24 protein-coding genes are annotated in these 24,729 nt (G+C 69.8%); 14 read left to right on the plus strand and 10 right to left on the minus strand.

Annotation, left to right across the window (positions count from 1 at the left end; all coding sequences use genetic code 11):
- Nucleotides 1-164 precede the first annotated feature (164 nt).
- The 4 genes from BN2660_RS08355 (at nt 165) to BN2660_RS08370 (ending at nt 3,103) form a co-directional block, all read left to right on the plus strand.
- On the plus strand, nt 165-998 hold the full coding sequence (locus BN2660_RS08355) for a hypothetical protein (protein WP_091230066.1): 834 nt from the start codon (nt 165-167) through the stop codon (nt 996-998).
- The gene (locus tag BN2660_RS08360; RefSeq protein ID WP_091230069.1) at nt 976-1,389 is read left to right on the plus strand and encodes a phage holin family protein; all 414 of its coding nucleotides are present in this window, start codon (nt 976-978) and stop codon (nt 1,387-1,389) included. The genes BN2660_RS08355 and BN2660_RS08360 overlap by 23 nt, the downstream gene beginning before the upstream one ends.
- Entirely contained in the window at nt 1,386-1,949 is a 564-nt protein-coding gene (locus tag BN2660_RS08365; protein ID WP_091230073.1) for a DUF3618 domain-containing protein, read from the plus strand. The genes BN2660_RS08360 and BN2660_RS08365 overlap by 4 nt, the downstream gene beginning before the upstream one ends.
- An 80-nt stretch (nt 1,950-2,029) precedes the next feature.
- Nucleotides 2,030-3,103, plus strand: a complete 1,074-nt coding sequence (locus BN2660_RS08370) for a YihY/virulence factor BrkB family protein (protein ID WP_091230077.1) — start codon at nt 2,030-2,032, stop codon at nt 3,101-3,103.
- Between the two features lie 82 nt (nt 3,104-3,185).
- On the opposite strand, the gene aztD is transcribed toward BN2660_RS08370, so the two are convergent.
- From aztD to aztB, 4 genes are read right to left on the minus strand one after another with little or no spacing between them, the layout of a single operon-like run.
- Nucleotides 3,186-4,388 carry a zinc metallochaperone AztD gene (gene aztD, locus BN2660_RS08375; protein ID WP_091230478.1) on the minus strand — a complete coding sequence of 401 codons (1,203 nt, stop codon included), beginning with the start codon at nt 4,386-4,388 and terminating at the stop codon, nt 3,186-3,188.
- Nucleotides 4,389-4,414: 26 nt separating this feature from the next.
- Complete coding sequence (gene aztC, locus BN2660_RS08380; RefSeq protein ID WP_255305091.1) at nt 4,415-5,332, minus strand: zinc ABC transporter substrate-binding protein AztC; 918 nt, start codon at nt 5,330-5,332, stop codon at nt 4,415-4,417.
- A gap of 3 nt (nt 5,333-5,335) precedes the next feature.
- On the minus strand, nt 5,336-6,565 hold the full coding sequence (locus BN2660_RS08385; protein WP_255305092.1) for an ABC transporter: 1,230 nt from the start codon (nt 6,563-6,565) through the stop codon (nt 5,336-5,338).
- A 28-nt stretch (nt 6,566-6,593) separates the two neighbouring features.
- Nucleotides 6,594-7,454, minus strand: a complete 861-nt coding sequence (gene aztB, locus BN2660_RS08390; protein WP_091230080.1) for a zinc ABC transporter permease AztB — start codon at nt 7,452-7,454, stop codon at nt 6,594-6,596.
- A gap of 54 nt (nt 7,455-7,508) precedes the next feature.
- Here aztB and aztA point away from each other — a divergent pair, with 54 nt between their 5' ends.
- Both aztA and BN2660_RS08400 read left to right on the plus strand, forming a co-directional pair.
- On the plus strand, nt 7,509-8,177 hold the full coding sequence (gene aztA, locus BN2660_RS08395) for a zinc ABC transporter ATP-binding protein AztA (protein WP_141651264.1): 669 nt from the start codon (nt 7,509-7,511) through the stop codon (nt 8,175-8,177).
- Nucleotides 8,178-8,186: 9 nt separating this feature from the next.
- Nucleotides 8,187-9,161, plus strand: a complete 975-nt coding sequence (locus BN2660_RS08400) for an NAD-dependent epimerase/dehydratase family protein (protein WP_091230083.1) — start codon at nt 8,187-8,189, stop codon at nt 9,159-9,161.
- 71 nt (nt 9,162-9,232) lie between these two features.
- Here BN2660_RS08400 and BN2660_RS08405 read toward each other — a convergent pair whose 3' ends face one another.
- Nucleotides 9,233-9,628, minus strand: coding sequence for a VOC family protein (locus tag BN2660_RS08405; RefSeq protein ID WP_091230085.1), 396 nt, complete (start codon nt 9,626-9,628; stop codon nt 9,233-9,235).
- Nucleotides 9,629-9,794: 166 nt separating this feature from the next.
- Between BN2660_RS08405 and BN2660_RS08410 the strand changes: the two genes are divergently transcribed.
- Together BN2660_RS08410 and BN2660_RS08415 are read left to right on the plus strand one after the other, a co-directional pair.
- On the plus strand, nt 9,795-10,619 hold the full coding sequence (locus BN2660_RS08410) for a sugar phosphate isomerase/epimerase family protein (RefSeq protein WP_091230088.1): 825 nt from the start codon (nt 9,795-9,797) through the stop codon (nt 10,617-10,619).
- Nucleotides 10,616-11,740 (plus strand): Gfo/Idh/MocA family protein, encoded by a 1,125-nt coding sequence (locus tag BN2660_RS08415; RefSeq protein ID WP_091230090.1) that lies wholly within the window; start codon nt 10,616-10,618, stop codon nt 11,738-11,740. The genes BN2660_RS08410 and BN2660_RS08415 overlap by 4 nt, the downstream gene beginning before the upstream one ends.
- A gap of 122 nt (nt 11,741-11,862) precedes the next feature.
- On the opposite strand, the gene BN2660_RS08420 is transcribed toward BN2660_RS08415, so the two are convergent.
- Both BN2660_RS08420 and BN2660_RS08425 read right to left on the minus strand, forming a co-directional pair.
- Entirely contained in the window at nt 11,863-12,483 is a 621-nt protein-coding gene (locus BN2660_RS08420; protein ID WP_091230094.1) for a TetR/AcrR family transcriptional regulator, read from the minus strand.
- A gap of 73 nt (nt 12,484-12,556) precedes the next feature.
- Nucleotides 12,557-13,501 (minus strand): NAD(P)-dependent oxidoreductase, encoded by a 945-nt coding sequence (locus BN2660_RS08425; protein ID WP_369690543.1) that lies wholly within the window; start codon nt 13,499-13,501, stop codon nt 12,557-12,559.
- 145 nt (nt 13,502-13,646) lie between these two features.
- Here BN2660_RS08425 and BN2660_RS08430 point away from each other — a divergent pair, with 145 nt between their 5' ends.
- Nucleotides 13,647-14,708 (plus strand): Gfo/Idh/MocA family protein, encoded by a 1,062-nt coding sequence (locus BN2660_RS08430; protein WP_091230097.1) that lies wholly within the window; start codon nt 13,647-13,649, stop codon nt 14,706-14,708.
- A gap of 396 nt (nt 14,709-15,104) precedes the next feature.
- On the opposite strand, the gene xylB is transcribed toward BN2660_RS08430, so the two are convergent.
- Both xylB and xylA read right to left on the minus strand, forming a co-directional pair.
- Nucleotides 15,105-16,391, minus strand: a complete 1,287-nt coding sequence (gene xylB / locus BN2660_RS08435) for a xylulokinase (protein WP_091230100.1) — start codon at nt 16,389-16,391, stop codon at nt 15,105-15,107.
- 5 nt (nt 16,392-16,396) lie between these two features.
- Nucleotides 16,397-17,584, minus strand: a complete 1,188-nt coding sequence (gene xylA, locus BN2660_RS08440; RefSeq protein ID WP_091230103.1) for a xylose isomerase — start codon at nt 17,582-17,584, stop codon at nt 16,397-16,399.
- An 86-nt stretch (nt 17,585-17,670) separates the two neighbouring features.
- Between xylA and BN2660_RS08445 the strand changes: the two genes are divergently transcribed.
- From BN2660_RS08445 to BN2660_RS08460, 4 genes are all read left to right on the plus strand, one after another.
- Complete coding sequence (locus tag BN2660_RS08445; RefSeq protein ID WP_091230106.1) at nt 17,671-18,840, plus strand: ROK family transcriptional regulator; 1,170 nt, start codon at nt 17,671-17,673, stop codon at nt 18,838-18,840.
- A gap of 82 nt (nt 18,841-18,922) precedes the next feature.
- The gene (locus BN2660_RS08450; protein WP_091230109.1) at nt 18,923-19,786 is read left to right on the plus strand and encodes an AraC family transcriptional regulator; all 864 of its coding nucleotides are present in this window, start codon (nt 18,923-18,925) and stop codon (nt 19,784-19,786) included.
- A gap of 82 nt (nt 19,787-19,868) precedes the next feature.
- On the plus strand, nt 19,869-20,501 hold the full coding sequence (locus BN2660_RS08455) for a GyrI-like domain-containing protein (protein WP_091230112.1): 633 nt from the start codon (nt 19,869-19,871) through the stop codon (nt 20,499-20,501).
- Nucleotides 20,502-20,571: 70 nt separating this feature from the next.
- On the plus strand, nt 20,572-21,369 hold the full coding sequence (locus BN2660_RS08460) for a DUF1206 domain-containing protein (protein WP_091230116.1): 798 nt from the start codon (nt 20,572-20,574) through the stop codon (nt 21,367-21,369).
- A 9-nt stretch (nt 21,370-21,378) separates the two neighbouring features.
- Here the strand turns inward: BN2660_RS08460 and BN2660_RS08465 are convergent, their stop codons facing one another.
- Complete coding sequence (locus tag BN2660_RS08465; protein WP_091230119.1) at nt 21,379-22,026, minus strand: LysE family translocator; 648 nt, start codon at nt 22,024-22,026, stop codon at nt 21,379-21,381.
- A gap of 209 nt (nt 22,027-22,235) precedes the next feature.
- Between BN2660_RS08465 and BN2660_RS08470 the strand changes: the two genes are divergently transcribed.
- On the plus strand, nt 22,236-24,716 hold the full coding sequence (locus tag BN2660_RS08470) for a DUF7507 domain-containing protein (protein WP_141651265.1): 2,481 nt from the start codon (nt 22,236-22,238) through the stop codon (nt 24,714-24,716).
- Nucleotides 24,717-24,729 lie beyond the last annotated feature (13 nt).

Here is a 24,729-nt window from a genome sequence, read left to right on the forward strand (position 1 = left end):
GATTGACATCCGCGACTCCGGATGAAACGCGAGGCGGCCTCTGTCGCCCGTCGCGTTCTCCCACACAATCGGACCTCACGCAAGCCCCACTTCTCTTGGCATGGGACGCGGTACACCAGTAACTCCACCGAGCGAGATGCTCGATTCCGACCGAAGGAGAGACCATGTCAGACGGCAACATCGCCGCAAGCGGCGGCTCACCCCACGACGCCACCGGCGGCTCCTATGACGCCACCGGCGGACCCTACGACGCCACCGGCGGCTCCTACGACGCCAGCTCCGGTTCCTACGACGCCAGCTCCGGCTCGAACGACGCGAGCGGCGGCTCCCACAAGGTGGAGGACGCGAAGCAGGAGGCGGCGGATCTCAAGGACACCGCCACCGGCGCCGCCAAGGACGTCGCGGGCACCGCGAAGGACGAAGCCGCATCCGTCGCCCGCGAGACCAAGGCGCAGGCCAAGGATCTCTTCGACCAGGGCCGTCAGGAGTTCACCGACCAGGCGTCGAAGCAGCAGCAGCGCATCGCCGCGGGCCTCGACTCGCTCGGCACCGAGCTGAGCTCCATGGCGCGCAATTCCGACGGCTCGGGCATCGCGAGCGACCTCGTCCAGAAGGCGTCCGACCGGATCTCCGGAGCGGCGTCCTGGCTGGGCAGCCGCGAACCGTCGGGCGTGCTGCAGGACCTGAAGTCCTTCGCCCGTCGTCGGCCCGGTGCGTTCATCGGCGGGGCCCTGCTCGCGGGCATCGCAGCCGGACGCCTGACCCGCGCCCTCGCCGCGAACGCCAAGGAGTCCTCGACCGAGTCCTCCTCGAGCCCGGCTCTGACGAGCGGAGCATCGGCGCACAGCGTCTCGGCTCCCGTCGGCGGAGCGGTTCCGGTGGTTCCGGTCACGCCGCCGCCCCCCGCGCCGTACGAGACGCCGGTCTACACGGAGTCCGCTGCCCGCCTGGGCGGCACCGGACAGGGGGTGGCAGATGAGCGACCAGACACCCTCTGAGGAGCGCGCCGCATCGACCTCGCTCGGTGAGCTGCTCGGAGAGGTCACCCGTGACCTCTCGACGCTGATGCGCCAGGAGATCGCGCTCGCCAAGGCCGAGCTCAAGGAGTCGGCCACAGCGTCGGCGAAGGGCGCGGGGATGCTGGGCGGTGCCGGCTACGCGGCATCCATGGCGGTCCTGTTCCTGTCCATCGCCCTCTGGGCAGCCCTCGCCACGCTCGTCGGCGGGGGATGGTCGGGAGTGATCGTCGCGATCATCTGGCTGATCATCGCCGCCATCCTGTTCGTGGTCGGCAGGAACCAGACGAAGAAGGTGAAGGGGGCTCCGCAGACAGTGGAGACGCTGCAGGAGATCCCCTCGGCATTCAAGCGAAATGAGGAGAACCAATGACTGATTCACCAGACGCCATCCGCGCCGACATCGAGCGCACCCGTGAGGAGCTCGGTCTCGACGTCGACGCTCTCGCCGACAAGGTCACCCCGTCGAAGATCGCCCACCGTCAGGCCGACAAGGTCCGCGGTGTCTTCGGCTCCGTCCGCGAACGGGTGATGGGCGCGGCGGACGACGCCTCGTCCTCCGCATCCGGACTCGCACACGGCGCCGGAGACGTCGCACACACCGTCAAGGCGAAGGCCGAGGGAGCGCCGCTCGCGGTCGGTCTCATCGCGTTCGGGGCGGGCCTGCTCATCTCGTCGCTCATCCCTGCATCGCGCAAGGAGAAGGAGCTCGCGGAGTCCGTGAAGGATGCCGCCCAGCCCCTGGTCGACGAGGTGTCCGGCGTCGCGAAGGAAGTCGCCGCCGACCTCAAGGAACCCGCCCAGGAAGCCGTCGCAGCCGTGCAGGATCGCGCGACCGAGGCGGTCGGCACGGTGAAGGACGAAGCGTCCGGCGCCGCCGACACGGTGAAGGGCCAGGCTCAGCAGGCCAGGGAGAACGTCAGCGGCAGCTGACGCCCGTGGGGGACGGGAGCGATCCCGTCCCCCACCTCACGCCCGCCCCGAAGCACCCCCGTGCGAAGGAGTGATCCCCCATGTCACAGCAGACGTCATCCCGGTCGGACCGCGACGCCCCGCATCCCGAGGACGACCAGAAGCCCGACGCCCCCACGCAGCTCGAGAAGCGCTCCTGGCGCTACATCCTCGTGAAGACCATCCGCGAGTTCACGGCAGACCAGTGCGTGGATGCCGCGGCAGGCCTGACCTACTACGCGGTGCTGTCCCTCTTCCCGGCGCTCATCGCCATCTTCTCGCTGCTCGGCCTGTTCGGGCAGGAGGGAGCGGCCGCGAATGCGGTGATCGGCATCCTCAGCGACGTCGCGCCCGCGGACACGGTCGACGCCCTCCGCGGACCCCTCGAGCAGCTCTCCAACGCCCCCGGCGCGGGCTTCGCCCTCGTCTCCGGCATCCTGCTGGCCCTGTGGTCGGCGTCCGGATATGTCGGAGCGTTCAGTCGGGCGATGAACCGCATCTACGAGATCGAGGAGGGGCGCCCCTTCTGGAAGCTCCGGCCGATGCAGCTCCTCGTGACGATCATCACGGTGGTCGCGCTGACCATCGCCGCCGTCGCGCTCGTGCTCTCCGGCGACATCGCCAAGTCGATCGGCGAAGCGATCGGCGTCGGCGAGTCCGTGGCCGTGGTGTGGAGCATCCTGCGCTGGCCGCTCCTCGTGTTCCTCGTCATCTTCCTCGTCGCCGTGCTCTACTACACGACCCCGAATGCGAAGCAGCCGAAGTTCAAGTGGATCAGCCTCGGCGCGGTCATCGCCATCGTCGTGCTGGCGATCGCGACCGTGGGGTTCGTCCTCTACGTCACCAACTTCTCGAATTACGAGCGCACCTACGGATCGCTCGCCGGCGTCATCGTGTTCCTGCTCTGGCTGTGGATCGCGAACCTCGCACTGCTCTTCGGAGCCGAGTTCGACGCGGAGCTCGAGCGCGGCCGTCAGCTGCAGGCCGGTATCGCGGCGGAGGAGGACATCCAGCTGCCGGCGCGCGACACCCGTCAGATCGACAAGCGCGCCGAGAAGGAGAAGAAGGACATCGATGAGGGGCGACGCATCCGTCAGGATCAGGACGCTTCGGATTCGGATCGGTCGGATCCCTGACGGCTCCCGCCTCGGACTCCACGATGCAGAAGGGCGGTGTGCACGCGAGTGCACACCGCCCTTCTGCGCGCGGAGACGTCGGTCAGCCGACGGCCGGGGCGATCTCGTTCGGCGTGACGTCGAGCTCGACGCTCGTCAGCACCTCGCCGGTGGTGAGGTCGACCGCGTGCACGCAGTTCGCCGCGGGCTCGGTGACGTAGGCGATGTCGCCGGCGACGACGATCGCCGGGTGCGCGTCCTGCCACTCCGCGGGGCCCTCCCACGCCTCGACCACCGGGTAGCTGTCGACGATCTCTCCGGACTCCGGGTCGAGCACATGGATCGAGCCGTCGGCGCTGAGGATGTAGGCGTTGTCGTCCGGTCCGCGCACGACGTCGCGGAAGGTGTACTCGACGCCCGCCGGCAGGTCGACCACCTCGAGCGTCTTGGCGGCGGTGTCGATCAGCGTCACGGCGTGCAGCAGGTAGCCCTCGGCATCCACGTCGTCCTTGTAGTCGCCCACCACGATCGGGCTCGTCTCGCTCACGTAGGCGTTGCCCATGCGTCCGTACGGCTGGTCGGGGGCGCTGAGCTTGGTGATCTCGCCGTCGGCGTAGACGAGCGCGCCGTCCTCGCAGCCGAACACGACGGCCTCGTCCTTCGCGGTTCCCTCGCCGTGCACCCCGGGGCACTGGTCGGATGCCGCGATCTCCGCCCCGGAGGCGTCCTTCGCGACGATGCCGTTGCGGCCGTCCGCGTTGCCGACCGTGGTGAGGAAGGTGCCGTCCTCCAGCACGACGGACACCCCGTGATGTGCCTCCACGCCGTCGATCGTCTCGAACTCGGGCAGGGCGTCGCCGCCCAGATCGGCGGAGTCGAAGATCGTGGTGTCGCTCGTGCCGTCGGCGTAGAGCACTGTCTTGCCGGCGTGCCGCACGACGTGGCCGGGGGTGTCGGCGGTGAAGATCTCGTCGGTCAGCTCGGCGTCGTCGGTGGAGCCCGCGCCCGTGTCGAGCACCTGGAAGCCCTCGCTCATCGTGACCATGACGTGGCGGCCGTCGCCCGCCGCGTTGAGCCGCGTGAACGGCTCGGTCTCGAAGTCGCCGACCGTCTCGAGCGTCTCGCCGTCGAGCACGAGGATGCCGCCGTCGTAGGCGATCGCGACGCGTGCGCCGGCCTCGACAGGAGCCGGGGCGGCCGTGCTCGACGGGGCGTTGCCGCCGGACGAGCACGACGCCAGGGTGACGATCGCGCCGAGGGCCGCAGCGCCGATGATCGACCGCCGCAGTGGATGGGTCTTTCGCATGGATGCCTCTTTCTTCATGGGGAGCCTCACCGAGTGAGGCCGGTGGTGATGCGCTCGGTGTTGACGCGCATCATGGTCAGGTAGTCGGGGGCGCCGCCCTCTGCGTCGGTGAGCGACTCGGTGAACAGCTCGATGACGTCGACGTGCACGTCGGCCTCGTCGGCGAGGGCCTGCACGAGTCGATCGGGAGACGACGACTCGGCGAAGATTGCGGGCACCCCTGTCTCCTCCACTGCGGCGACGAGGTCGGCGAGATCGGATGCCGACGGTGCGGCCAACGTCGTCCCGCCGGGGATCACGGCCCCGACGACGTCGAAGTCGAAGCGCTCCGCGAGATAGCCGAAGACGTGGTGATTGGTCACGAGTGCCCGGCGCTCGTCCGGGATGCTCCCGAAGGCCGCGGTCATGTCGGCGTCGAGATCGTCGAGGTCGGCGCGGTATGCGGCGACGCTCGACCTGAGCGCTTCCCGGTCGACGCCCTCGATCTCGCCGAGTGCCGGTTCGAGGGCGTCGACGACGTCGATCATCCGCGCGGGGTCCGTCCAGAAGTGCGAGTCCGGCATGCCCGCGGCATCGCCCTCGGCGTAGTCGAGCATGTCGATCGCCTCACCGGCCGCGAAGCTCGGGACGTCCGTCGCGCTCGCCGCGTCGAGATGCTGCTGCAGACCCTCTTCGAGTCCCAGGCCGTTGGAGACGAGCAGGTCGGCGCTGCGCAGCGTCGCCGCCTCCTGGGCGGAGATCTCGAACGAGTGCGGGTCTGCATTCGGCTTCATGAGCGTCACGACCTGCGCCTGCGCGCCGACGAGCTCGCCGACGACGTCGCCGAGGATGTTCGTCGACACCACCACGAGGGGTCGGTCATCGGTGGGCGAGGTGCAGGCGGTGAGGCAGCCGGCGACGATCGTCGCGAGGGCGAGGGTCGGGAGCATCCGAGCGGCGCGCATGCGTCAGCGTCCGGTCTCGGCCACGAAGGCCGGTTCGGTGGGGGTGTCGAAGGAGCGCGCGATGCGCCCGGCGTCGGCGTAGTCGATCTCGAAGAGCCGCCGTTCGGTGGGCGCGCTCAGGTAGGCGCGGTGCTGATCGGCGATGAGCACAGGCCGGGTGCCGGCTGCGAGTGACGCGGAGACCAGCGGCTCGGTCCGGCTGAGCACCGCACCGTCGGCGCCGCTCATCACGAGCACGCTCCCGTCCTCCGCCAGGGCCAGCAGATGATCGCTCTCGTCGTCGACCGCGGTCACGCTCACCAGGGGAGCGGGCGACGGGAGCAGGGTCCACGCGCGAGAGCGGGTGTCCAGCATCCAGATGCCGTCGTCGCCCGCGAGCGCGGCGACCGTGGGGCGCCCCTCCCGATTGTCGAACTCCGTCGCTCGCGTCGCGTGGCTCCCTGGCGGGTACGGGATGCGCTCGACGCGCAGCTCGTCGTCGACGACGCTCGCGAGCAGGGCGCCGTCGCGGCACCCGATCACGGCGCCCACCCGAGTCGTGATCGTGCCGGCGGGGTCGATGCAGTCCTCCTCGAGGCCGGTGCGCTCGCCGTCGGCCGTGTAGCCGACCACGACCCCGCCACCCGTGTCATCCGCCTCGGTGAGCAGCGCGAACGACCCGATCGGGACGACGAGCCCCGCGCCCGTGCCGATGTCGAGGCGGAAGAGCTCGACGATCTCACCCTTCGACAGGGCTTCGGTGTCGAGCAGCACGGCCTCCGCGGATCCCGCGAAGAAGACGCCCGTGCCGCCGGTGGTCGACAGCGTGGTGGTCGCGACCGTGACGGGGCCCTCGCCCTCGACGGTCCCGAGCAGCGCGGGGGATGCGCGGTAGTAGTGGAAGTGATCGACGTGATCCCAGGTCCACCGGCCACTGTCGACGACGTCGATTCCGTCTGCCGTCTCGACGAACAGGTAGCGGCCGTCGGTCGTCAGTGCCGTCGGGGCGCCGGTCTCGCCGATCTCGGTGACGGTCTCGTCGAGCAGGTCCAGGTGGAAGACCCCGCCGTCGGGGTCGACGGTGGTGAGCCCGAGCTGCGGCTCGGCAACCTCCTCCGCGCCGGCGACCGCTCCGTGTCCTCCGGTGCTCGCGGTCGGAGACGGCGATGCGTCTCCTGGCGCCGAGGCGCACGAGGCGAGGGTGACGGCGAGGGCGCCGAGGAGTGCCAGGGTCGGCGTGATGGGGGAGTGCACGGGATCCTTTCGAGGGGGGGTGAGCAGGTCAGGCCGTCGCGACGGACGGATGCACGCTGCGGCGTCGACGCGCGATGACCGCCCGCACGGCCCAGGAGAGGGCGGCGAGCACGATCGCGGCGGCGGTGACGGATGCGCCGGCGGCGGTGGCCGCGTACCAGGACGCGAGGAGCCCGAGGACGACGGCGGCGATGCCGAACAGACAGGCGAGCACCATCCGGCTGGGGATGCGATCGGTCCACTGCGCGGCGGCGACGGCTGGGGCGAGCAGCAGCCCGACGACGAGCATGGACCCGACCGCCTGGTACGAGGCGACGATCGCGAGGGTGACGAGTCCGACGAGCGCCGCCTGGGCGGTTCTCGGACGAAGGCCCAGCACCGCGGCGATGCGGACGTCGAGCGAGAGCGCGACGAAGGAGCGGTGGAAGAGGGCGGCGAGGGTCACGCCCGCGGCCGCGGCGACGCCGAGCAGCACGAGATCGCCGGGGCTGATGGCGAGGATGTCGCCGAAGAGGATCGCGGTCGCGTCGGTCGCGAAGCTTCCCGAGTGGGAGATGATGATCACCCCGAGCGCCAGCATCGAGACGAACAGCAGGCCGATGCTCGTGTCGTAGGAGAGCTTCGCGCGACGTTGCAGCGCACCGATCCCCACGCTCATCGCCACGGCGCTCACGGCGCCTCCGGCGAGGACCGGCAGCGAGAGCACGGTGGCGAGAGCGACCCCCGGCAGCATGCCGTGGGCGAGCGCCTCGCCGAGGAAGGCCATGCCGCGGATCACGACCCAGGTGCCGACGACTCCGCACAGGATCGAGACGAACGCTCCGCCCAGGAGCGCGCGCTGGACGAAGTCGACCGCGAAGGGCGATGAGGTGAAGAGAGCGACAGGCACACCGGGGAGCCTAGACGTAAATGAGAATGATTATCAAACTCGTATAATGGAGTCATGACTTCCCCGCCGGTCGATCAGCGAACCGCCGCCCAACTCTCAGACATCCACGTGCTGTTCGGCGGACGCGTGGCGCTGGGCGGAGTCTCGCTCGCGGCGATCCCCGGCGCGATCACGGTGATCGCCGGGCCGAACGGCGCCGGGAAATCCACTCTCCTCGAGGTGCTCGCGGGTACCCGCGAGGCGACATCCGGAGTGCGTGTGGTGTCGGCGACCATGGCCTTCATCCCCCAACGGGCGGCGATCCCGCCTCGGTTGCCGGTCACCGTGCGAGACGTCGTCACCGTCGGTGCGTGGGGTCGCATCGGTCGATGGCGACGCATGTCACCGCAGATGCGCGCTCGCGTGGATCTCACGATGGACCGGCTCGAGGTGCGCGCGCTCGCACCCCAGCCGTTCGGCGCACTGTCGGGCGGCCAGCAGCAGCGCACGCTGCTCGCCCAGGGCCTCATGCGCGGTGCCGACCTGCTGCTGCTCGACGAACCCACCACGGGCCTCGACGCCGCTAGTCGTCACCGCATCCGACGGATCATGCGGGAGGAGGCCGACCGCGGTGCCGCGCTCGTCTGCGTCTCGCATGATGAGGACGTGATCGCCGAGGCGGATCAGGTGCTCCGACTCGAAGAGGGCCGGGTCGCGGGAGAGGTGACCGCCGCCGCTCGGTAGAGTTCCTGCATGGCTGCGACGACGGTGCTGTTCATCGGTGGAACCGGAATCATCTCCTCCGCGGCGAGCGCGCTCGCCGCACGCCGGGGCATGGAGGTGACCTTGCTGAATCGAGGGCGTTCGCGCAGAGCGCCCGCGGAGGGCGTGGAGGTTCTCACGGCCGACATCTCGGATGCCGCGGCGGTCGACGCCGCTCTCGCCGGACGGGAGTTCGACGTCGTCGCCGACATGATCGCCTTCACCCCCGATCAGGTGCAGCGCGACATCGATCGCTTCGAAGGCCGTGCGGGGCAGTACGTGTTCATCAGCTCGGCATCCGCGTACCAGAAGCCCGTGTCCCGCCTGCCGATCACCGAGTCGACGCCCCTGCGCAACCCGTACTGGCAGTACTCCCGCGACAAGATCGCCTGCGAGGATCTGCTCGCGGCGGCCTACCGCGACCGGGGATTCCCCGTCACCGTGCTGCGACCGTCGCACACCTACGACGAGTGGACCATCCCGGCCTTCGGCGGGTGGACGGCGATCGACCGCATCCGTCGGGGTGAGGAGATCGTCGTGCACGGCGACGGCACGTCACTGTGGACGCTCACGCACTCCCGCGACTTCGCCGTCGGCTTCGTCGGGCTCCTCGGGAACCCGCTCGCCTACGGTGACACCTTTCAGATCACCAGCGACTTCGTCTACACGTGGAACGAGATCTGCGGGATCCTCGGCAGAGCGGCGGGCGCCGAACCGCGGATCCGCTATGCGACGAGCGCTGCGATCGAGGCGCTGGCCCCGGATCGCGCCGGTCAGCTCACCGGCGACATGGCGCACTCGGTGATGTTCGACAACACGAAGATCCGGCGGCTCGTCCCGGACTTCGCCCCGGTCGTGCCGCTGCACGTCGCCGCGCGCGAGATCATCGACTGGCATGACTCGCACCCGGAGCTCCAGCAGGTCGACCCCGCGGTGAACGCGCTGTTCGACCGGCTGCTGGGCTGACCTCCGGGTCGGCCACCGGCCCGGTCAGCCAACGCCTCCGGTCAGCCGCTCCGATCAGCCGGCGGCTCCGGTCAGCCGGCGGCGAGGACGGCGAGGACGTTGCCTGCGGGGTCGCGGAACCACGCGATGTCGGGGCCGCTCTCCGGGCCGCCCCGAAGGATTCCCTTGTCGTCGGTGTCGAACTCCGAGTCGTCGTAGATCTTCGTGACGACGCCCTTGCCGTTCAGCTCGTCGACGGCGGCCTCGACGTCGTCGACGGGGAAGTTCAGGATCGTGAAGCTCGCGGGCTGATGGTTCGGCTTGGCGTACACGAGGATGGATCCGCCGTCGGAGAGCCGGAGGTCGAGGAAGCCCATGGCATTGGTCGAGACGTCCATGCCGAGGGTGTCGCCGTAGAAGGAGCGGGCGGCGTCGATGTCGTCGACGCTGAACCCGCTGAACGCATGCGTGGTCTGGAAAGCGGTCATGGGTTCATGATGCGCTCACTCCGGGCAGGAGTCCAGGGCATTCCGGAGCGCCGCCGTCGGGGCGATGTCGAGGGTGAGAAACCTATAACTTCCAGGTGGAGGTTTCTGCTAGTCTGGCGGCGGGCGTCATCGTCTGCGCCGTCTCGCACAATGAAGGAAGGTCAACGTGGCCCTGCCAGAAGCCTCGGTCCAGCTGTACACACTCGCCTCGGAGTTCTCCGCCGACATGGGGGGCTCGCTCGACAAGCTCGCCGCGATCGGCCTCCGCAACGTCGAGGCGTTCGACTTCGTCCGTCGTCCCGACGAGATCCGGGCCGCGCTCGACGCCTCCGGCCTCGCATCTCCCACCGGCCACGCCCCACTGCTGTCCGACGAGCTGTGGACCCCCGACGGCTCGATCCCGACCCCCGCCCCGGAGGTCGTCTTCGAGGCCGCCGCCACGGTGGGCCTGACGACCGTCATCGACCCGTTCGTCGCTCCCGAGCGCTGGTTCACGCTCGAGGGCGTCACCGACATCGCCGACCGTCTGAACGCGCTCGTCGAGACCGCGGCCGGGTTCGGCCTCCAGGTCGGCTATCACAACCACGCGCAGGAGTTCGTCGAGGAGTTCGACGGCGAGACCGCCTACGAGCGTTTCGTGGCTCTCACCGACGAGCGCGTCGCGCTCGAGCTCGACCTGTACTGGGCGCTGGTCGGCGGACAGGACGTCGCGGCTCTCGTGTCGCGCCTCGGCGATCGCCTGGTCGCCGCGCATGTCAAGGACGGCGTCGCGCCCGCGAAGAACCCCTTCGCGCCCGGTGCCGAGGACTTCGGTTCCGACAGCCTCGACCAGCGTCACGCGGGCACGGGCGACGTGCCCCTCGCGGAGTCGCTGCGCGCAGCATCCGGTCTGCAGTACGCGGTCATCGAGTACGACAACGCCCCCGGCGATGTCTTCGCCGACATCGCGGCGAGCTACTCGTTCCTCGTCGAGGGCGGGTTCGCCCGATGAGCGCCGTCGGAATCGGAATCATCGGCGTCGGCGTCATCAGCGACACCTACCTCGAGAACCTCTCGTCGTTCCCCGACGTGGAGGTGCTGATCGTCGGAGACCTGCTCCTCGACCGCGCTCAGGTGCAGGCCGAGAAGTACGGCGTCCCGGCGTTCGGATCGGCGGCCGACGTGCTCGCTCACCCGGGCGTCGACCTCGTCGTGAACCTCACGATCCCCGCCGTGCACATCGAGATCTCGCGTGCGGCGATCGCCGCCGGCAAGCACGTCTGGACCGAGAAGCCGCTGGGCCTCGACCGAGAGGGCGCAGCCCTTCTTCTGCAGGAGGCTGACGCTGCGGGTCTGCGCATCGGCTCCGCCCCCGACACCCTGCTCGGCCCGGGTTTCCAGGCCGCGCGTCGCGCGATCGAGAGCGGTGTCATCGGGCGTCCGCTGTTCGCGCAGACCACGTTCCAGACGCAGGGGCCCGACCTGTGGCATCCGAGCCCCGCGTTCCTCTTCGCCGAGGGTGCCGGTCCGCTGCTCGATATGGGGCCGTACTACTTCTCGGCCCTCGTCAGCCTGCTGGGTCCGGTCGATCACGTCGCGGCCGTCGGGTCGAAGGCCCGCGAGGAGCGGGAGATCCACACCGGACCGAACGCCGGCACGACTTTCCCCGTCGAGGTGCCGTCGACGATCCAGATCGTGACCGCGTTCGAGGCGGGTGCGCAGGCGCAGAGCCTCCTGAGCTTCGACTCCGCGCTCGAGCGCCACGGGATCGTCGAGATCCACGGCACCGAGGGCACCATCGTGCTCCCCGACCCGAACGCGTTCGCCGGTCGGATCGCGTACGTCAAGCCGCTTGGCGTGATCCGCGACGGCATGTCGTTCGAGCAGGAGTGGATCGAGGTCGAGCATGCCGACGTCGAGGTCGGGCGCGGCATCGGCGCACTCGACATGGTGCGAGCGATCGCAGCGGACCGGCCGCACGTCGCGTCGGGCGAGCTCGGATTCCATGTCCTCGACATCCTGCTGTCGGCGCAGGAGTCTGCGGCCAGTGGTCTGGCGGTCACCGTCGAGAGCACGGTCGCACCCGTCCCGCTGCTCCCCGAGGGCTTCGATCCCTTCGCCGCGACCCTCTGAGGTCAGGGCTGCATCACCCGAGCCGCGGGCATCGACGACCACCGTCGATGCCCGCGGCGTCGTGGTCCCTCCGCCGGCATCCGGGTGGCCGCCTGATATCCGGCGATCGCGGCGGGTGGATCTCAGCGCGAGCCGCGGTCTCCGGCCAGCAGGCGGTCGAGCATCTCGAGTGCCGCCTCGTGGTCCACCGACGGGTCGAGCAGCCACTGGGTCTGCAGGCCGTCGGATGCCGCGATCACGAGCGCCGAGACGAGGCCGGGGTCCAGGTCGGAGCGCAGATCCCCGCTCTTCTGGAGGTCGCGCACCCGGTCGGCCATGTCCTGACGGAGTCGTTCGAAGCGCTGCGTCGCGAACTCGTGCGCGGCCGGGTGGTCCTCTTCGAGCGCTGTGGCGACGAGGATGGAGTACAGCTGGACGAGACCGGGGATGCTGCGGTTCTCCTCCGCCGAGATCCGCATCATCATGGCGGGGCTGACGCCCGCGGGCGGATCGGGCTTGTCGGAGTCCGATCGCCTCTCCGACTCGCGATAGACGGCGACGAGGAGCTCTTCCAAGGAGCCGAAGTAGTGGGTCAATGCGGCGTGGGTGACGCCGACCTCCTGGGCGATCGCGCGCAGGCTGGTCTTCTTCGACCCGCGCTCGGCGAACACCTCGATCGCCTTGTCGAGGATCTCCTGGCGCCGAGCGATGCCCTTCGCATAGCGGCCCCGGGCGCGGGGCTCGTCGGCGGCGGCATCGGTCATGATCCGATGATAGCGAGCGGACGGCCTGAATACCTCCAATCGGAAGTTCTCGCGGCCCCGTCCTCTGACCTGCCTACGGGCGCACCTGATTCACGAGGTCCTCGCCCGCGGACAGCCTGCGCAGGTTGTCGTCGATCAGGGCGCTCGAGCCGACGGGACGGTTGCCCGCCACGTGCGGCGTGATCACGAGATTCGGCGCGTCCCACAGCGGGTCATCGGAGGGAAGGGGCTCGGCCTTCGTCACGTCGATCGCGGCGGCGCGGAGTCGGCCGGAGGTGAGCGCGTCGATCAGAGCGCTCTCGTCGACCGTCGCGCCACGACCGACGTTGACGAACACGGCTCCCGGCGTGAGTGCTCCGAACACCGAGGCGTCGAGCAGGTCCGCGGTCTCGGGCGTGGCCGGGAGGATCGCGACGAGGACGTCGGTGTCGGCGAGGACGGCCGCCGCGTCGGCATCCGCGTGCACGGTGAACCCCGCCCGGATGCCGGGGGTGCGGGCGATTCCCTCGACCTGCGCGCCGAGCAGTTGCAGCTGCGGAGCGAGGGTCGATGCGATCGAACCGAAGCCCCAAATCGTCACCCGGCTGCCGGCGAGCGTGTACCGCGCCTGCGTCGCTGCCGCGCCCTGAGCGTCGATGAACTCCTCGTCCCAGCGGTGATCGTGCTGGGCGTCACGCAGGCTGTCCAGGCGGCGGATGGCGCTGAGGATCAAAGCGAGGGCATGCTCGGCGACCGGTCCGTCGTGCAGAGAGCGCCCCGAGCAGATGCGCACGTCGTCGGCGAAGCCCGCGGCCAGCACGGCATCCGTGCCCGACGCGAGCGCCTGGACGACGCGGAGCTGAGGCAGGTCTCGTGCCGCGTCGCTCAGTCGAGCCGCGGAGTTGTGCCAGACCACGAGCATGTCGGCGTCGCGATGCTGCGCGGGGATGTCCGCATCGATGTCGTAGACGACCACCTCGGCATCCGCCGTGAGGTGCAGCTCGATGCTGTTCGGGATCAGGATCTTGATTCTCGCCATCCCTCCACCGTAGAGGGCGGGGTGCCGCGTAGAGCACCCGAGGTGCACGAGTCCGCGGCGGGTCGGCGATAGTAGTACTACGTCGGAGAGACGAAGAGCCGGATGCTCGATGAGGAGACTGCATGCCCGTGGTGGAGATCGATCGATGACCCGCGCCTACAGCTTCGATCCGCTGCCCGAGCCGGTCGTCGAGCCCGGCGAGTTCGTGTTCGCGGCGGTCGGACTCGACCACGGGCACATCCACGGCATGGTCGAGCAGCTGGTCGCCGCCGGCGCGACGCTGTCGCTCGTGTACGACCCGGATGCGTCGAAGATCGCGGACTTCCTCCGTCGGTTCCCGCAGGCCCGTGCGGCGGCGAGCGAGCGCGAGGTGCTCGATGATCCGACGGTTCGGCTCGTCGCGAGCGCATCGATCGCGAATCGACGTGCGCAGCTCGGGGTGCGAGTGCTGGACGCGGGCAAGGACTTCTTCGCCGACAAGCCGGCGATCACGACTCTCGACGACCTCGCCGCCGCGCGGGACGCGGTCGCGCGGACGGGTCGGAAGTATGCCGTCTACTACGGCGAGCGCGTGCATTCGGAAGCCGCCCTCTTCGCGGGGCAGCTGATCGAGCAGGGCGCGATCGGCAGGGTGCTCCAGGTGGCGTCGTTCGGTCCGCACCGCATCGGCTCGGGTCGTGCCGACTGGTTCTACGATCCGGAGCAGTACGGCGGGATCATCTGCGACATCGGCAGTCACAACTTCGAGCAGATGCTGCACTACACCGGTGCCACGAGCGGCGAGATCCTGAGCTCGACCGTCGCGAACTACGCCCACCCCGAGACGCCGGGACTGCAGGATTTCGGCGACGCGCACGTCGTGCTCGACAACGGCGCGACCGGGTATGTGCGGGTCGACTGGTTCACGCCGGCGGGACTCGACGTGTTCGGCGATGGCCGCACGACCCTGCTCGGCACGAACGGGTACATCGAGCTGCGCAAGTACACCGACATCACGACGGACAACGGCGGCAACCAGGTGCTGCTCGTCAACGACGAGGGGCAGTTCCGCTTCGACGCCACGGGGAGGACCGGGTATCCGTATTTCGGACGGCTGATCCGGGACTGCCTCGACCGCACCGACTTCGCCATGACGCAGGAGCACGCCTTCATGGCCGCGGAACTGAGCATCATCGCGCAGCGGCAGGCTCGCGTGCTCGCCGGCTGACGGCATCCGTTCGGGGAACTCGGGCTGCTGCGTCTTGTCGTGCCGTCTCGGGTCCCACCCTGTCGGGCGGAGAACCACGCGATGGGCGGACGGATGCAGTGGATTCGTCCGCCCGACGGGGAGAGTTCCGCCGGACGGGGTGGGTGGGCTGGGAGTCGAGGTCGCCGTCTACTGGGCGAGCTCTGGCTCGGAGGGTGGGGCCTTCGCGCGGCGGCCACTCGCGCTACGCCCGCCCTGTCGGGCGGAGCACCACGCGTGGGGCGGACGGATGTTGTGGATTCGTCCGCCCGACGGGGAGAATTCCGCCGGACGGGGTGCGACGGGGCCGGATGGGGCCGGACGGGGGCCGGACGGGGCCGGACGGGGTGCGACGCGGCCCGGGGCGACCGGCCGAGCTCAGGCCACCAGCGCCGCGGCCTGCCGCGCGGCGCCGAGCGCCACGTACTCCGCCGCCTCCGGCACCTCGACGGGCAGGCCGAGGATATCCGGGGCGATTCGACGCACGGCCTCGGATTGCGCGCCGCCGCCGATGAGCAGAGCGCGCTCGAGCGGGATGCCGAGATCTCGCAGCGCATCGAGCCCGGCGCCGAGTCCGCGCAGCATCCCCTCGACCGATGCGCGGGCGAGGTTCGCTCTGGTGGTCGAGGCGAGGGTCATTCCGGTGAGGGATGCCGTGGCGTCGGGCAGATTGGGCGTGCGCTCGCCCTCGAAGTAGGGCAGCAGCGTCAGGCCGCGGGCGCCCGGCTCCGCCTGCAGCGCGAGGTCGCTGAACTCCGCGTGCGTCACGCCGAGCAGCGCCGCCGTGACGTCGATCACTCGCGCGGCGTTGAGGGTCGCGACGAGGGGGAGGAAGTTCCCGGACGCATCGGCGAAGCCGGCCACGGTGCCGCTCGGATCCCGCAGCGGCGTCGAGCTGATCGCGCACACCGTGCCGGAGGTTCCGATCGACACGATCACGTCGCCCGGAACCGCCCCGAGACCGAGGGCCGCTGCGGCGTTGTCGCCGGCACCGGCGCCGACGCGCCGCCCGTCGGCATCCGTCACGAACTCGTCGTGCGCGAGCACGCGGGGAAGGATCACGTCGTGGCCCAGCGCGGCCACGAGCAGCTCGCGGTCGTACTCCCCGGTCGCAGGGTTCCAGTACCCGGTGCCCGAGGCATCCGAGCGGTCGGTCACGAGCTCCTCGAGCACAGGGTTCTCCGGGCCGAAGCCGCGCAGTCGCCACGTGAGCCAGTCGTGCGGAAGCGCGACGGCCGCGACCCGGGACGCGTTCTCGGGCTCGTGATCGCGCAGCCAGCGCAGCTTGGTGATCGTGAAGGATGCCACGGGCACGAGCCCCGTGCGCTCGGCGAGCACGGTCGCGCCGAACTCCGCGATCAGATCCGCCGCCGCATCCGCCGACCGCGTGTCGTTCCACAGCAGCGCATCGCGGATGACCGCGCCCGATTCGTCGAGCGCGACCATCCCGTGCTGCTGTCCGCCGATCGCCCACGCGTCGAGGCCGTCGAGGCCCCCGACGCCGTCGACCGCCTCCTGCAGAGCGTGCCACCAGGCCTCGGGGTCGACCGACGTCCCCTCGGGGTGCGACGCCCGACCGGCGCGGACGACCGCGCCGGTCGAGGTGTCGACGACCAGGGCCTTGCAGGACTGGGTCGAGGAGTCGACCCCGAGAACCAGCGGCACGGCGATCAGCGTGCGCCGAGCAGATGCTCGGTGGCGAGCTGCTGCAGACGTACGAAACCGAAGCCCTTGCCGCCGAAGTACTGCGACGCGTCGAAGTCCTCGTAGGCGGAGCGGTCGGCGAGGAAGTCGTCGTAGGACTCGCCCTCGCCGAGCGTCGGGGTGGACAGCTCGTCGACGCGGGCGGCGGCGAGCGCCTCCTGCACCTCGGGGTCGGCGCGGAAGGCCGCGGCGCGCTCCTTGAGCAGCAGGTAGGTGCGCATGTTCGCGGCCGCCGACTCCCACACGCCCTTCTCGTCCTCCGTGCGGCTGGGCTTGTAGTCGAAGTGGCGGGGGCCGTCGTAGGCGGGCACGCCACCAGGGCCGCCGTTCTCGAGCAGGTCGACCAGGGCGAAGGCGTTGTGCAGGTCACCGTGCCCGAAGACGAGGTCCTGGTCGTACTTGATGCCGCGCTGTCCGTTGAGGTCGATGTGGAAGAGCTTGCCGTGGTACAGGGCCTGCGCGATGCCGGCGGCGAAGTTGAGTCCGGCCATCTGCTCGTGCCCGACCTCGGGGTTGAGGCCGACGAGCTCGGGCCGCTCGAGCGAGTCGATGAACGCGAGAGCGTGTCCGAGCGTCGGCAGAAGGATGTCGCCGCGGGGCTCGTTGGGCTTGGGCTCGATCGCGAAACGGATGTCGTAGCCCTTGTCGGTCACGTAGTCGCCGAGCAGGTTGACCGCCTCGCGGTAGCGCTCGAGGGCGGCGCGGATGTCCTTCGCAGAGTCGTACTCGGCACCCTCGCGGCCTCCCCACATGACGAACGTCTGGGCGCCGAGCTCCGCACCCAGGTCGAGCTGGCGGAACACCTTGCGCAGGGCGTAGCGCCGCACGTCGCGGTCGTTGGAGGTGAATCCGCCGTCCTTGAAGATCGGGGCGCTGAAGAGGTTCGTGGTCACCATCGGGACGATGAGCCGGGTGTCGGCGAGCGCACCCTTGAGCCGGTCGATCTGCGTCTGACGCTCGGCGTCCGAGGAGCCGAAGGCGAACAGGTCGTCGTCGTGGAAGGTGAGGCCGTAGGCGCCGAGCTCGGCGAGCTTCTCCACCGCGTGCACGACGTCGAGCGCGGGGCGGGTCGGGCCCCCGAACGGGTCGGCACCGTTGTAGCCGACGGTCCAGAGGCCGAAGGAGAACTTGTCTTCGCGGGTGGGGGTGGGCATGGCTGCTCCTGTGCAGGTCGGCGAATATGTTGCGATTCACAACATATCGCAGGACAGGGCGGACGTCCACCCCCTACAGTGAAGGGATGCCGTCACCGACGAGTCCCGCGCCGGGCACGCGCCCCCACAATCTCGCCCGTATCCTCCGGCTCGTGCATGAGGAGGGCGGGCAGTCCCGAGCCGCGCTCACGGAGCGGACAGGACTCAACCGGTCGACCATCGCCGATCTCGTCGCCGAGCTCGTCCGCCTCGGCCTCGTCGACGAGCGGGTTCCCGATCTGCCTGGTCGGGTCGGGCGACCGTCGCCGGTCGTCACCGCATCCGCGGATGTCGTGGCGATCGCGGTGAACCCGGAGGTGGATGCGATCGAGATCGCCGCCGTCGGACTCGATCGCAGCATCCTCGTGCGCGAACGGCTTCCGAACCCCGAGCTCCCGACGCCCGAGCGGGCCGCCGAGGTGATCGCCGAGCGCATCACCGCCTGGCGCGAGGGCGAACTCGCCGGAGCGCGGCTGCACGCCGTCGGCATCGCCGTCCCCGGGCTCGTCCGGAGCGGGGACGGGGTGGTCCGCAACGCGCCGCACCTGGAATGGCGGGACGTGCCGTTCGCGTCGCTCGTCCGCACCGCCACGGGGCTCCCGGTCGCGGTCGACAACGACGCGTCTCTCGGGGCGATTGCCGAGCATCGCTACGGGGCGGGTCACGGCATCGATCACGTCGTCTATCTCAACGGCGGAGCATCGGGAATCGGGGGCGGCCTCATCATCGGCGGCGTGGCCGTCGCCGGGGCGGGTGGCTATGCCGGGGAGTTCGGCCAGAACCGGCCGCGCATCTCTGCCGACGCCGACCGGCGGACCACCGACGGCGTGCTGGAGGCCGAGGTGAGCCGTCGGCTGCTGCTCGACGTGGTCGGACTCGAGGCGGCGGATGACGAGACACTCGACGCCGAGCTCCGGGCATCCGAGTCGATCGAGGTCGCCGACGAGGTCACCCGGCAGGCGCACGTGCTCGCGAGCGCGCTGGCCAATGCGGTGAACGTCCTCAACCCGGCAGTGGTGGTGGTCGGCGGGTTCCTCGCGACGCTCGCCGCGCTGCGTGCGGACGAGATCCGCGACGACGTCGAAGCCCTTGCGATGTCGGAGAGTGCGGAGGGGCTGCAGATCCGGCCCGCCGCTCTCGGGGCCGACCGTCTGCTGATCGGAGCGGCGGAGCTCGCCTTCGCCGACCTGCTCGCCGAGCCGGCAGAGCGGGGCTGATCCGTGCCCGATCGGATCGGGCACGGATGATCGGGCGAGGCAGGATGCCCCGGACGCACGATGGTGGGGAAAGGAGGACCTCTTGATCGGAACGCTCAACGCCCTGGTCGATGCGGTCGACGGTACGACGGACGAAGATCTCGACGTCGCGGCGTTCGCCCGTGCGCACGGCACCACGGAATACCACCTGCGGCGGATGTTCTCGGCGGTGGCCGGTATGCCGGTGTCCGAGTACGTGCGGCGACGCCGGATGACCCACGCCGGAGCCGAGCTCGCCGCGGGCGCGGCAGATCTCCTCGACGTGGCCGTCCGGCACGGATACGGCTCGGTCGAGGCCTTCGGCCGCGCCTTCCGTGCCGTGCACGGGATCGGCCCGAGCGACGCGCGCCGAGACGGGGGCCCTCTCCGCACACAACCCGCGCTCCGGTTCCACGTGAGCGTCGAAGGGAGAAACCAGATGGACGTCACCGTCCGCACCATGCCCGAGATGATCCTCGTCGGCCACGCCGCCGAGGTCCCGCTCATCCACCACGGGGTCAATCCGCACATCCAGTCGCACATCGCCTCGATCGCCCCGGAGGAGCACGCGCGGCTGAAGGCGCTGAGCGACGCCGAGCCGCGGGGCATCCTCGCCGTCACGGGAGACACTGCACCCGACGCCCCGGAGGGAACCCCACTCACGTATCTGCACGGGATCTCCGTCGGAGCCGGCACCACCGTGCCGGACGACCTGCAGTCCCTTCGCGTCGAGTCGGGGAGCTGGGCCGTGTTCGTCGCCAGCGGCCCGTTCCCCGAGACGCTGCAGACCCTTTGGGCCGCCACTGCGACAGAGTGGTTCCCGTCGAACCCCTGGCGGCTGCGCCCGGGTCCGTCGATCGTCCGCTACCTGGAGTTCACCGGCTCGCACGCGACCTGCGAGCTCTGGATGGCGGTCGAAAAGGAATGACGGACGGCGGGGCGGGGCGGCCGATCGTCCGCCCCGCCTGTCCATCCTTCGTGCCACACTGGCCGGGACGGACGGAGGAGCGATGGCGACCGACCCGAAAAAGACGCTCGACGCCTACCAGGCGAAGCGCGGCGAGTTCCGCATCCTCACGGTGCCGCCGATGCGGTACCTGATGGTCGACGGAGCCGGCGATCCGAACACCGCGACGGAGTATTCGGATGCCGTCGCCGCGCTGTTCCCGCTCGCCTACACGCTGAAGTTCGCCAGCCGGGCGCAGCTCGGGATCGACACCGTGGTGATGCCGCTGGAGGGCCTGTGGCACGCCCCCGACATGGAGTCGTTCACCACCCGTCGCGACAAGTCGGCGTGGGTGTGGACGCTGATGATCATGGTGCCGCCGCACGTCACCGCCGCGATGTTCGCCGACGCCGTGTCGGCGGTCGAGGCCAAGCTCGCGAAGAAGAAGGAGAGCGCGCCCGCGCTCGCGTCGGTGCGTCTCGAGACGCTGGAGGAGGGGCTCTGCGTGCAGACGCTGCACGTCGGCTCGTACGACGACGAGGCGCCGGTGCTCGCCGACCTGCACGATCGCTTCGTGCCGGAGAACGGGCTTCGCATGACCGGCCGCCACCACGAGATCTACCTCAGCGACGTACGACGGGTCGAGGCGGCGAAGCTCAGGACCATCCTCCGCCAGCCCGTCGAAGCCCTGAGCTGAGAGAGGCCCGATCTCGCGCCGGGTAATCAACCCCCTCTTCGGCCGTCACGCGCAGCGATATCCTGCGAGGATGACCACTGCCAAAGACGCTGCCCGCACGGCGAAGCGGTCGGACGTCTTCCGCCGGGTCGCCCGTGCCGGTTTCGTCGTCGTCGGCCTCGTGCACCTGATCATCGGAGTGATCGCGATCTCCGTCGCCTCGGGTGGGGGAGGCGATGCCGATCAGGACGGCGCGATGGAGCAGATCAGATCGACCCCCGTCGGCGGACTGCTGCTGGGCGCGGTGGCCGTCGGGCTCATCGCGCTCGCCGCCTGGCAGGTGGTCAGCGCCTTCCTCGCGACGGGCGGGGAGCCCAGAAAGTGGGGGCAGCGCATAAAGCTCCTCGGCATCGCGGCGGCGTATCTCGTGATCGCCGGTCTCGCACTGATCTTCGCCTTCGGTGGTCACGTCGAATCCGAGAGGACGTCGCAGACCGTGAGCGCAGTGATCCTGTCGGCCCCCGGTGGTGTGGTGCTGCTCGTCATCCTCGGTCTGGTGGTCATCTCGGTCGGAGCGGGCTTCGTGATCGGGGGATTCACCCGCGGTTTCGAGAAGACCCTCGATCTGCCGGACGGACCGGCGCGCACGCCGATCGTGACCCTCGGCGTCGCGGGCTACATCGCGAAGGGCGTCGCGGTGGTGGTGACCGGATTCCTGTTCGTGGTCGCCGCCTGGACGCACGACCCCGAGAAGGCCGCCGGTCTCGACGCAGCGCTGCGGAGCCTCGCAGACCTGCCGCTGGGTCGGCTCATCCTGTGGCTCGTCGGAGCGGGCCTCGCGATCTACGGGATCTTCAGCATGGTGCGGGCGCGGTACGCACGTATGTGACCGCGCCCGTCAGGCGCCCGCGGGCTTCTCGTCCCAGAGCAGCAGGAAGCCGCCGAGGGCGATCATGAGCGCCCCGCCGGTCGCCCCCATCGCCTCGATCCGCCGCGGCGAGCGCGCGAACCAGTCGCGCGCCGCGCTCGACAGCAGCACCCACACGGCATCGCACGCGACGCCGATGGCGACGACGATCGCCCCGAGCACGAAGAGCTGCAGCGGCACGGACCCCGACTGCAGATCGACGAACTGCGGAAGGATCGCCAGGAAGAAGGCGATCGATTTCGGATTCGTGACGCCGACGACGAACCCCTCGCCGAGAAGTCGCGGGCGTGAGCGCGTCGTGATCGACCCCGAGACCGCGGATGCCGCGTCCTTGCGGTGCCTGATCGCCTGGATGCCGAGGAACACGAGGTAGCCGGCGCCGGCCACCTTGACGATCGTGAAGAGCACGGCCGACTGCGCGATGATCGTGCCGACCCCCAGCGCCACGGCGATGACGAGCACGATGGACCCGAGGGCGGTGCCGAGGATGCTGAGGAATCCGCCGGTCCTCCCGAGCGCCATGGCCCGGCCGATCGTGAATAGCACCGTCGGCCCGGGGATCACGACCATGATGAACGCCGCAGCGACGAACGTGACGAGCGTCTCGGCGCTGAACATGCTGCGAGCCTAGGACACCCTCGCGGCGGTCGATCGAGAAAGTTTTCTCACGGCGCCGTCATAAAACGTCGAGCGCCTGGTCTGGATAGGTAGCGGGCACGATCTGAGCTCGCCAGCACTGGGGAATCGACTGCACTGGGGACAGGCGCACGCCGTTCAGCTGCGCCGTCTGGCGCGCCGAGCGCGACGCCGGAATGGGACACACACACATGAGCCTGCGCTCACGCCGAACGATGGCGCGCACGTCGCACACCGCGACACCGCGCCGCCGAGCCTTCGCGCGCCTGGTCGGCGTCCTCGCCGTCGCCGGGGTGCTCGTCGCGGGTGGGACCCTCGCTCCGCACTCGGGCATCTCCGCCGCAGCCACCGTTCCGGGGACGCCGGGAACCCCGCAGCCGGGGACGCCGGTCTACACCGAGACCTTCTCGAACCAGAACGCGACGGCTGGGGCTCTCAGCATCCTCACGTATGCCGGCGGTGCGGCCGCGGCCAACTCCACGTACACGGCCGACTCGCAGTGGACGCCGCTGGGCGGGCAGTGCAACGGATGGATCCTCAACTCGTCCACGCCGATCCCGGCATCCGATGCCGGGTGCCTGAACAACCAGCCGAACGGCTGGCAGCAGCTGCGCGACATGGCGACCGCACTCGGTGTCGCTCAGGGGCAGACCGCGACCCAGGCTCTGACGAATCAAGCCCTCTCCGAGTACACCAACCGATCCACGGGCACGATCGCGGCCGGAACCCAGTTCCGCACGGTCAACACCATCCCGGCAGTCGGCGGCCATTACTACGCCGTCTCGGCGTGGTTCGCGGCGGCGAGCTGCCCGGCCGCCGGCGGCGCGAATCAGCCGAAGGAGACGTTCTCCCTGATCGTCAACGGCTCGCCGATCGTGCTGAGCACCGGCCTCAACCCGTGCTCGAACAGCACGGACTGGGCGCCCCAGATCAAGAAGCTGCAGTCCGCGGCCTACCAGGTGCCGGTCGGGACGACGGCGAACCTCGGTCTCTCGCTGTACAACGCGACCGCCAGCGGCGCGGGCAACGACGCCGCCTTCGACCTGCCGCAGATCGTCGACGTCACCCCGCAGCTCGACAAGGCCTTCAGTCCGACGGTGATCACCAACGGCGGCGTCTCGAAGATGACGCTGACGGTGACGAACACCAGCGACCTCATGGCCAAGAGCGACTGGTTCATCACCGACGCGCTGCCGACCAACCTGAGGATCGCCGCCGCACCGAACGTCGGCGGCACCTGCGTCCAGCGCACCGGCGCGGCCTACGCCGTCACGGCTCCGGCGGGCGGCACCTCGGTCTCGGTGACCGGCGGGGATCTCGCTCTCGGCCAGGCCTCGTGCACGATCACCGTCGATGTGACGTCGACCGTGAACGGCACCTACATCAACGGCCCCGCCAACATCACGACGAACCTCAACCCGCCGGCGAACGCATCGCTCGAGGTCATCAGGCCGTCGATCGACATCGTCAAGACGTCGAACATCACGAACTACGACTCCGTCGGCGACACCGCGACGTACACCTTCGTGGCCACGAACACGACGCCGAAGGCGCCGACCAACACCACCCTGAACACGAACCTGACCAACGTCGTGATCACGGAGGACGCCTTCTCGGGTGTCGGAGACATGAGCGCCCTCGTGTGCGACAAGCCCGCGCCTGTCACTCTCGCGAGCGGCGCGACGCTCACCTGCACGGCGACGTACGTGGTGCAGCAGGGCGACATCGACAACGCGCCGCTGACGAACGTCGCGCGCGCCACGGGCACGCCGACCGTCGGCCCGAAGGTCACCGACACGGACGACGAGATCATCCCGGCGGTGCTGACGCCGAAGCTCCTGCTCGACAAGACGGCGTCCGTCGTCGACATCGACCAGGACGGCGTCACGGGTCTGGGCGACCACATCATGTACGCGTTCGACGTCACCAACACCGGCAACGTCACGGTCGCGAACGTCGCGGTGACCGATGCCAAGCTCGCGCAGCTGAACATCACGGTCTCGTGCACGCCGACCACGGTGGCGCCCACCCAGGTCGCACACTGCGTGGCGAACGCCCCGTACGTGATCACCCAGGCCGACGTCGACGCGAAGACGGTCGTCAACACGGCATCGTCCGCCGGCACGACGCCGAGCGGCGCACCGGTGAAGTCGAACGACGACAGCACCACGACTCCGATCCAGCCCTTCCGCATCCCGCTGAAGATCGAGAAGATCGGCGAATCCTCCGCGGAGTCGTGGGTGCGCATGGACGGCTCGTCGTTCGCGGTCCTCGCCGACGTGAACGGCTCGCCGGGCACGACCGCGCTGCCCTTCACGATCAACGGCGTCGAGACCGGACTGTTCCAGATCGACAGCATTCCGGCCGGCACGTACTGGCTGAGCGAGCTGACGGCACCCGACGGATTCAGCCTGCTCGCCGCACCCGTGAAGTTCACGATCAATGCCGACCGGACGGTGAGCGTCCTTTCCGGAGGCGACACCGCCGTGACCGCATCAGGGCAGCTCATCACGGTCCGTGACGTACCGGCGATGGAGTTGCCGACCACCGGCGGCACCGGCGCCCTGCCCTACATCCTCGGCGGCTCGCTCACCGTGCTCCTCGCGGTCGGGCTCGCCGTGACCATCCGCCGTCGGCACTCCCGTGCCGAGGCCGAAGACCCGCAGGTCTGACCTGCACATCCCA

This window comes from Microbacterium sp. 3J1, assembly GCF_001049495.1.
In the GTDB taxonomy this organism is placed as follows: domain Bacteria; phylum Actinomycetota; class Actinomycetes; order Actinomycetales; family Microbacteriaceae; genus Microbacterium.

Coding starts and splice junctions, on each gene's coding strand:
- BN2660_RS08355 (WP_091230066.1), top strand. CDS start 165: ATGTCAGACGGCAACATCGCCGCAAGCGGCGGCTCACCCCACGACGCC.
- BN2660_RS08360 (WP_091230069.1), top strand. CDS start 976: ATGAGCGACCAGACACCCTCTGAGGAGCGCGCCGCATCGACCTCGCTC.
- BN2660_RS08365 (WP_091230073.1), top strand. CDS start 1,386: ATGACTGATTCACCAGACGCCATCCGCGCCGACATCGAGCGCACCCGT.
- BN2660_RS08370 (WP_091230077.1), top strand. CDS start 2,030: ATGTCACAGCAGACGTCATCCCGGTCGGACCGCGACGCCCCGCATCCC.
- aztD (WP_091230478.1), bottom strand. CDS start 4,388: ATGCGAAAGACCCATCCACTGCGGCGGTCGATCATCGGCGCTGCGGCC.
- aztC (WP_255305091.1), bottom strand. CDS start 5,332: ATGCGCGCCGCTCGGATGCTCCCGACCCTCGCCCTCGCGACGATCGTC.
- aztA (WP_141651264.1), top strand. CDS start 7,509: ATGACTTCCCCGCCGGTCGATCAGCGAACCGCCGCCCAACTCTCAGAC.
- BN2660_RS08400 (WP_091230083.1), top strand. CDS start 8,187: ATGGCTGCGACGACGGTGCTGTTCATCGGTGGAACCGGAATCATCTCC.
- BN2660_RS08405 (WP_091230085.1), bottom strand. CDS start 9,628: ATGACCGCTTTCCAGACCACGCATGCGTTCAGCGGGTTCAGCGTCGAC.
- BN2660_RS08415 (WP_091230090.1), top strand. CDS start 10,616: ATGAGCGCCGTCGGAATCGGAATCATCGGCGTCGGCGTCATCAGCGAC.
- BN2660_RS08420 (WP_091230094.1), bottom strand. CDS start 12,483: ATGACCGATGCCGCCGCCGACGAGCCCCGCGCCCGGGGCCGCTATGCG.
- BN2660_RS08425 (WP_369690543.1), bottom strand. CDS start 13,501: ATGGCGAGAATCAAGATCCTGATCCCGAACAGCATCGAGCTGCACCTC.
- BN2660_RS08430 (WP_091230097.1), top strand. CDS start 13,647: ATGACCCGCGCCTACAGCTTCGATCCGCTGCCCGAGCCGGTCGTCGAG.
- xylA (WP_091230103.1), bottom strand. CDS start 17,584: ATGCCCACCCCCACCCGCGAAGACAAGTTCTCCTTCGGCCTCTGGACC.
- BN2660_RS08445 (WP_091230106.1), top strand. CDS start 17,671: ATGCCGTCACCGACGAGTCCCGCGCCGGGCACGCGCCCCCACAATCTC.
- BN2660_RS08455 (WP_091230112.1), top strand. CDS start 19,869: ATGGCGACCGACCCGAAAAAGACGCTCGACGCCTACCAGGCGAAGCGC.
- BN2660_RS08460 (WP_091230116.1), top strand. CDS start 20,572: ATGACCACTGCCAAAGACGCTGCCCGCACGGCGAAGCGGTCGGACGTC.
- BN2660_RS08465 (WP_091230119.1), bottom strand. CDS start 22,026: ATGTTCAGCGCCGAGACGCTCGTCACGTTCGTCGCTGCGGCGTTCATC.
- BN2660_RS08470 (WP_141651265.1), top strand. CDS start 22,236: ATGAGCCTGCGCTCACGCCGAACGATGGCGCGCACGTCGCACACCGCG.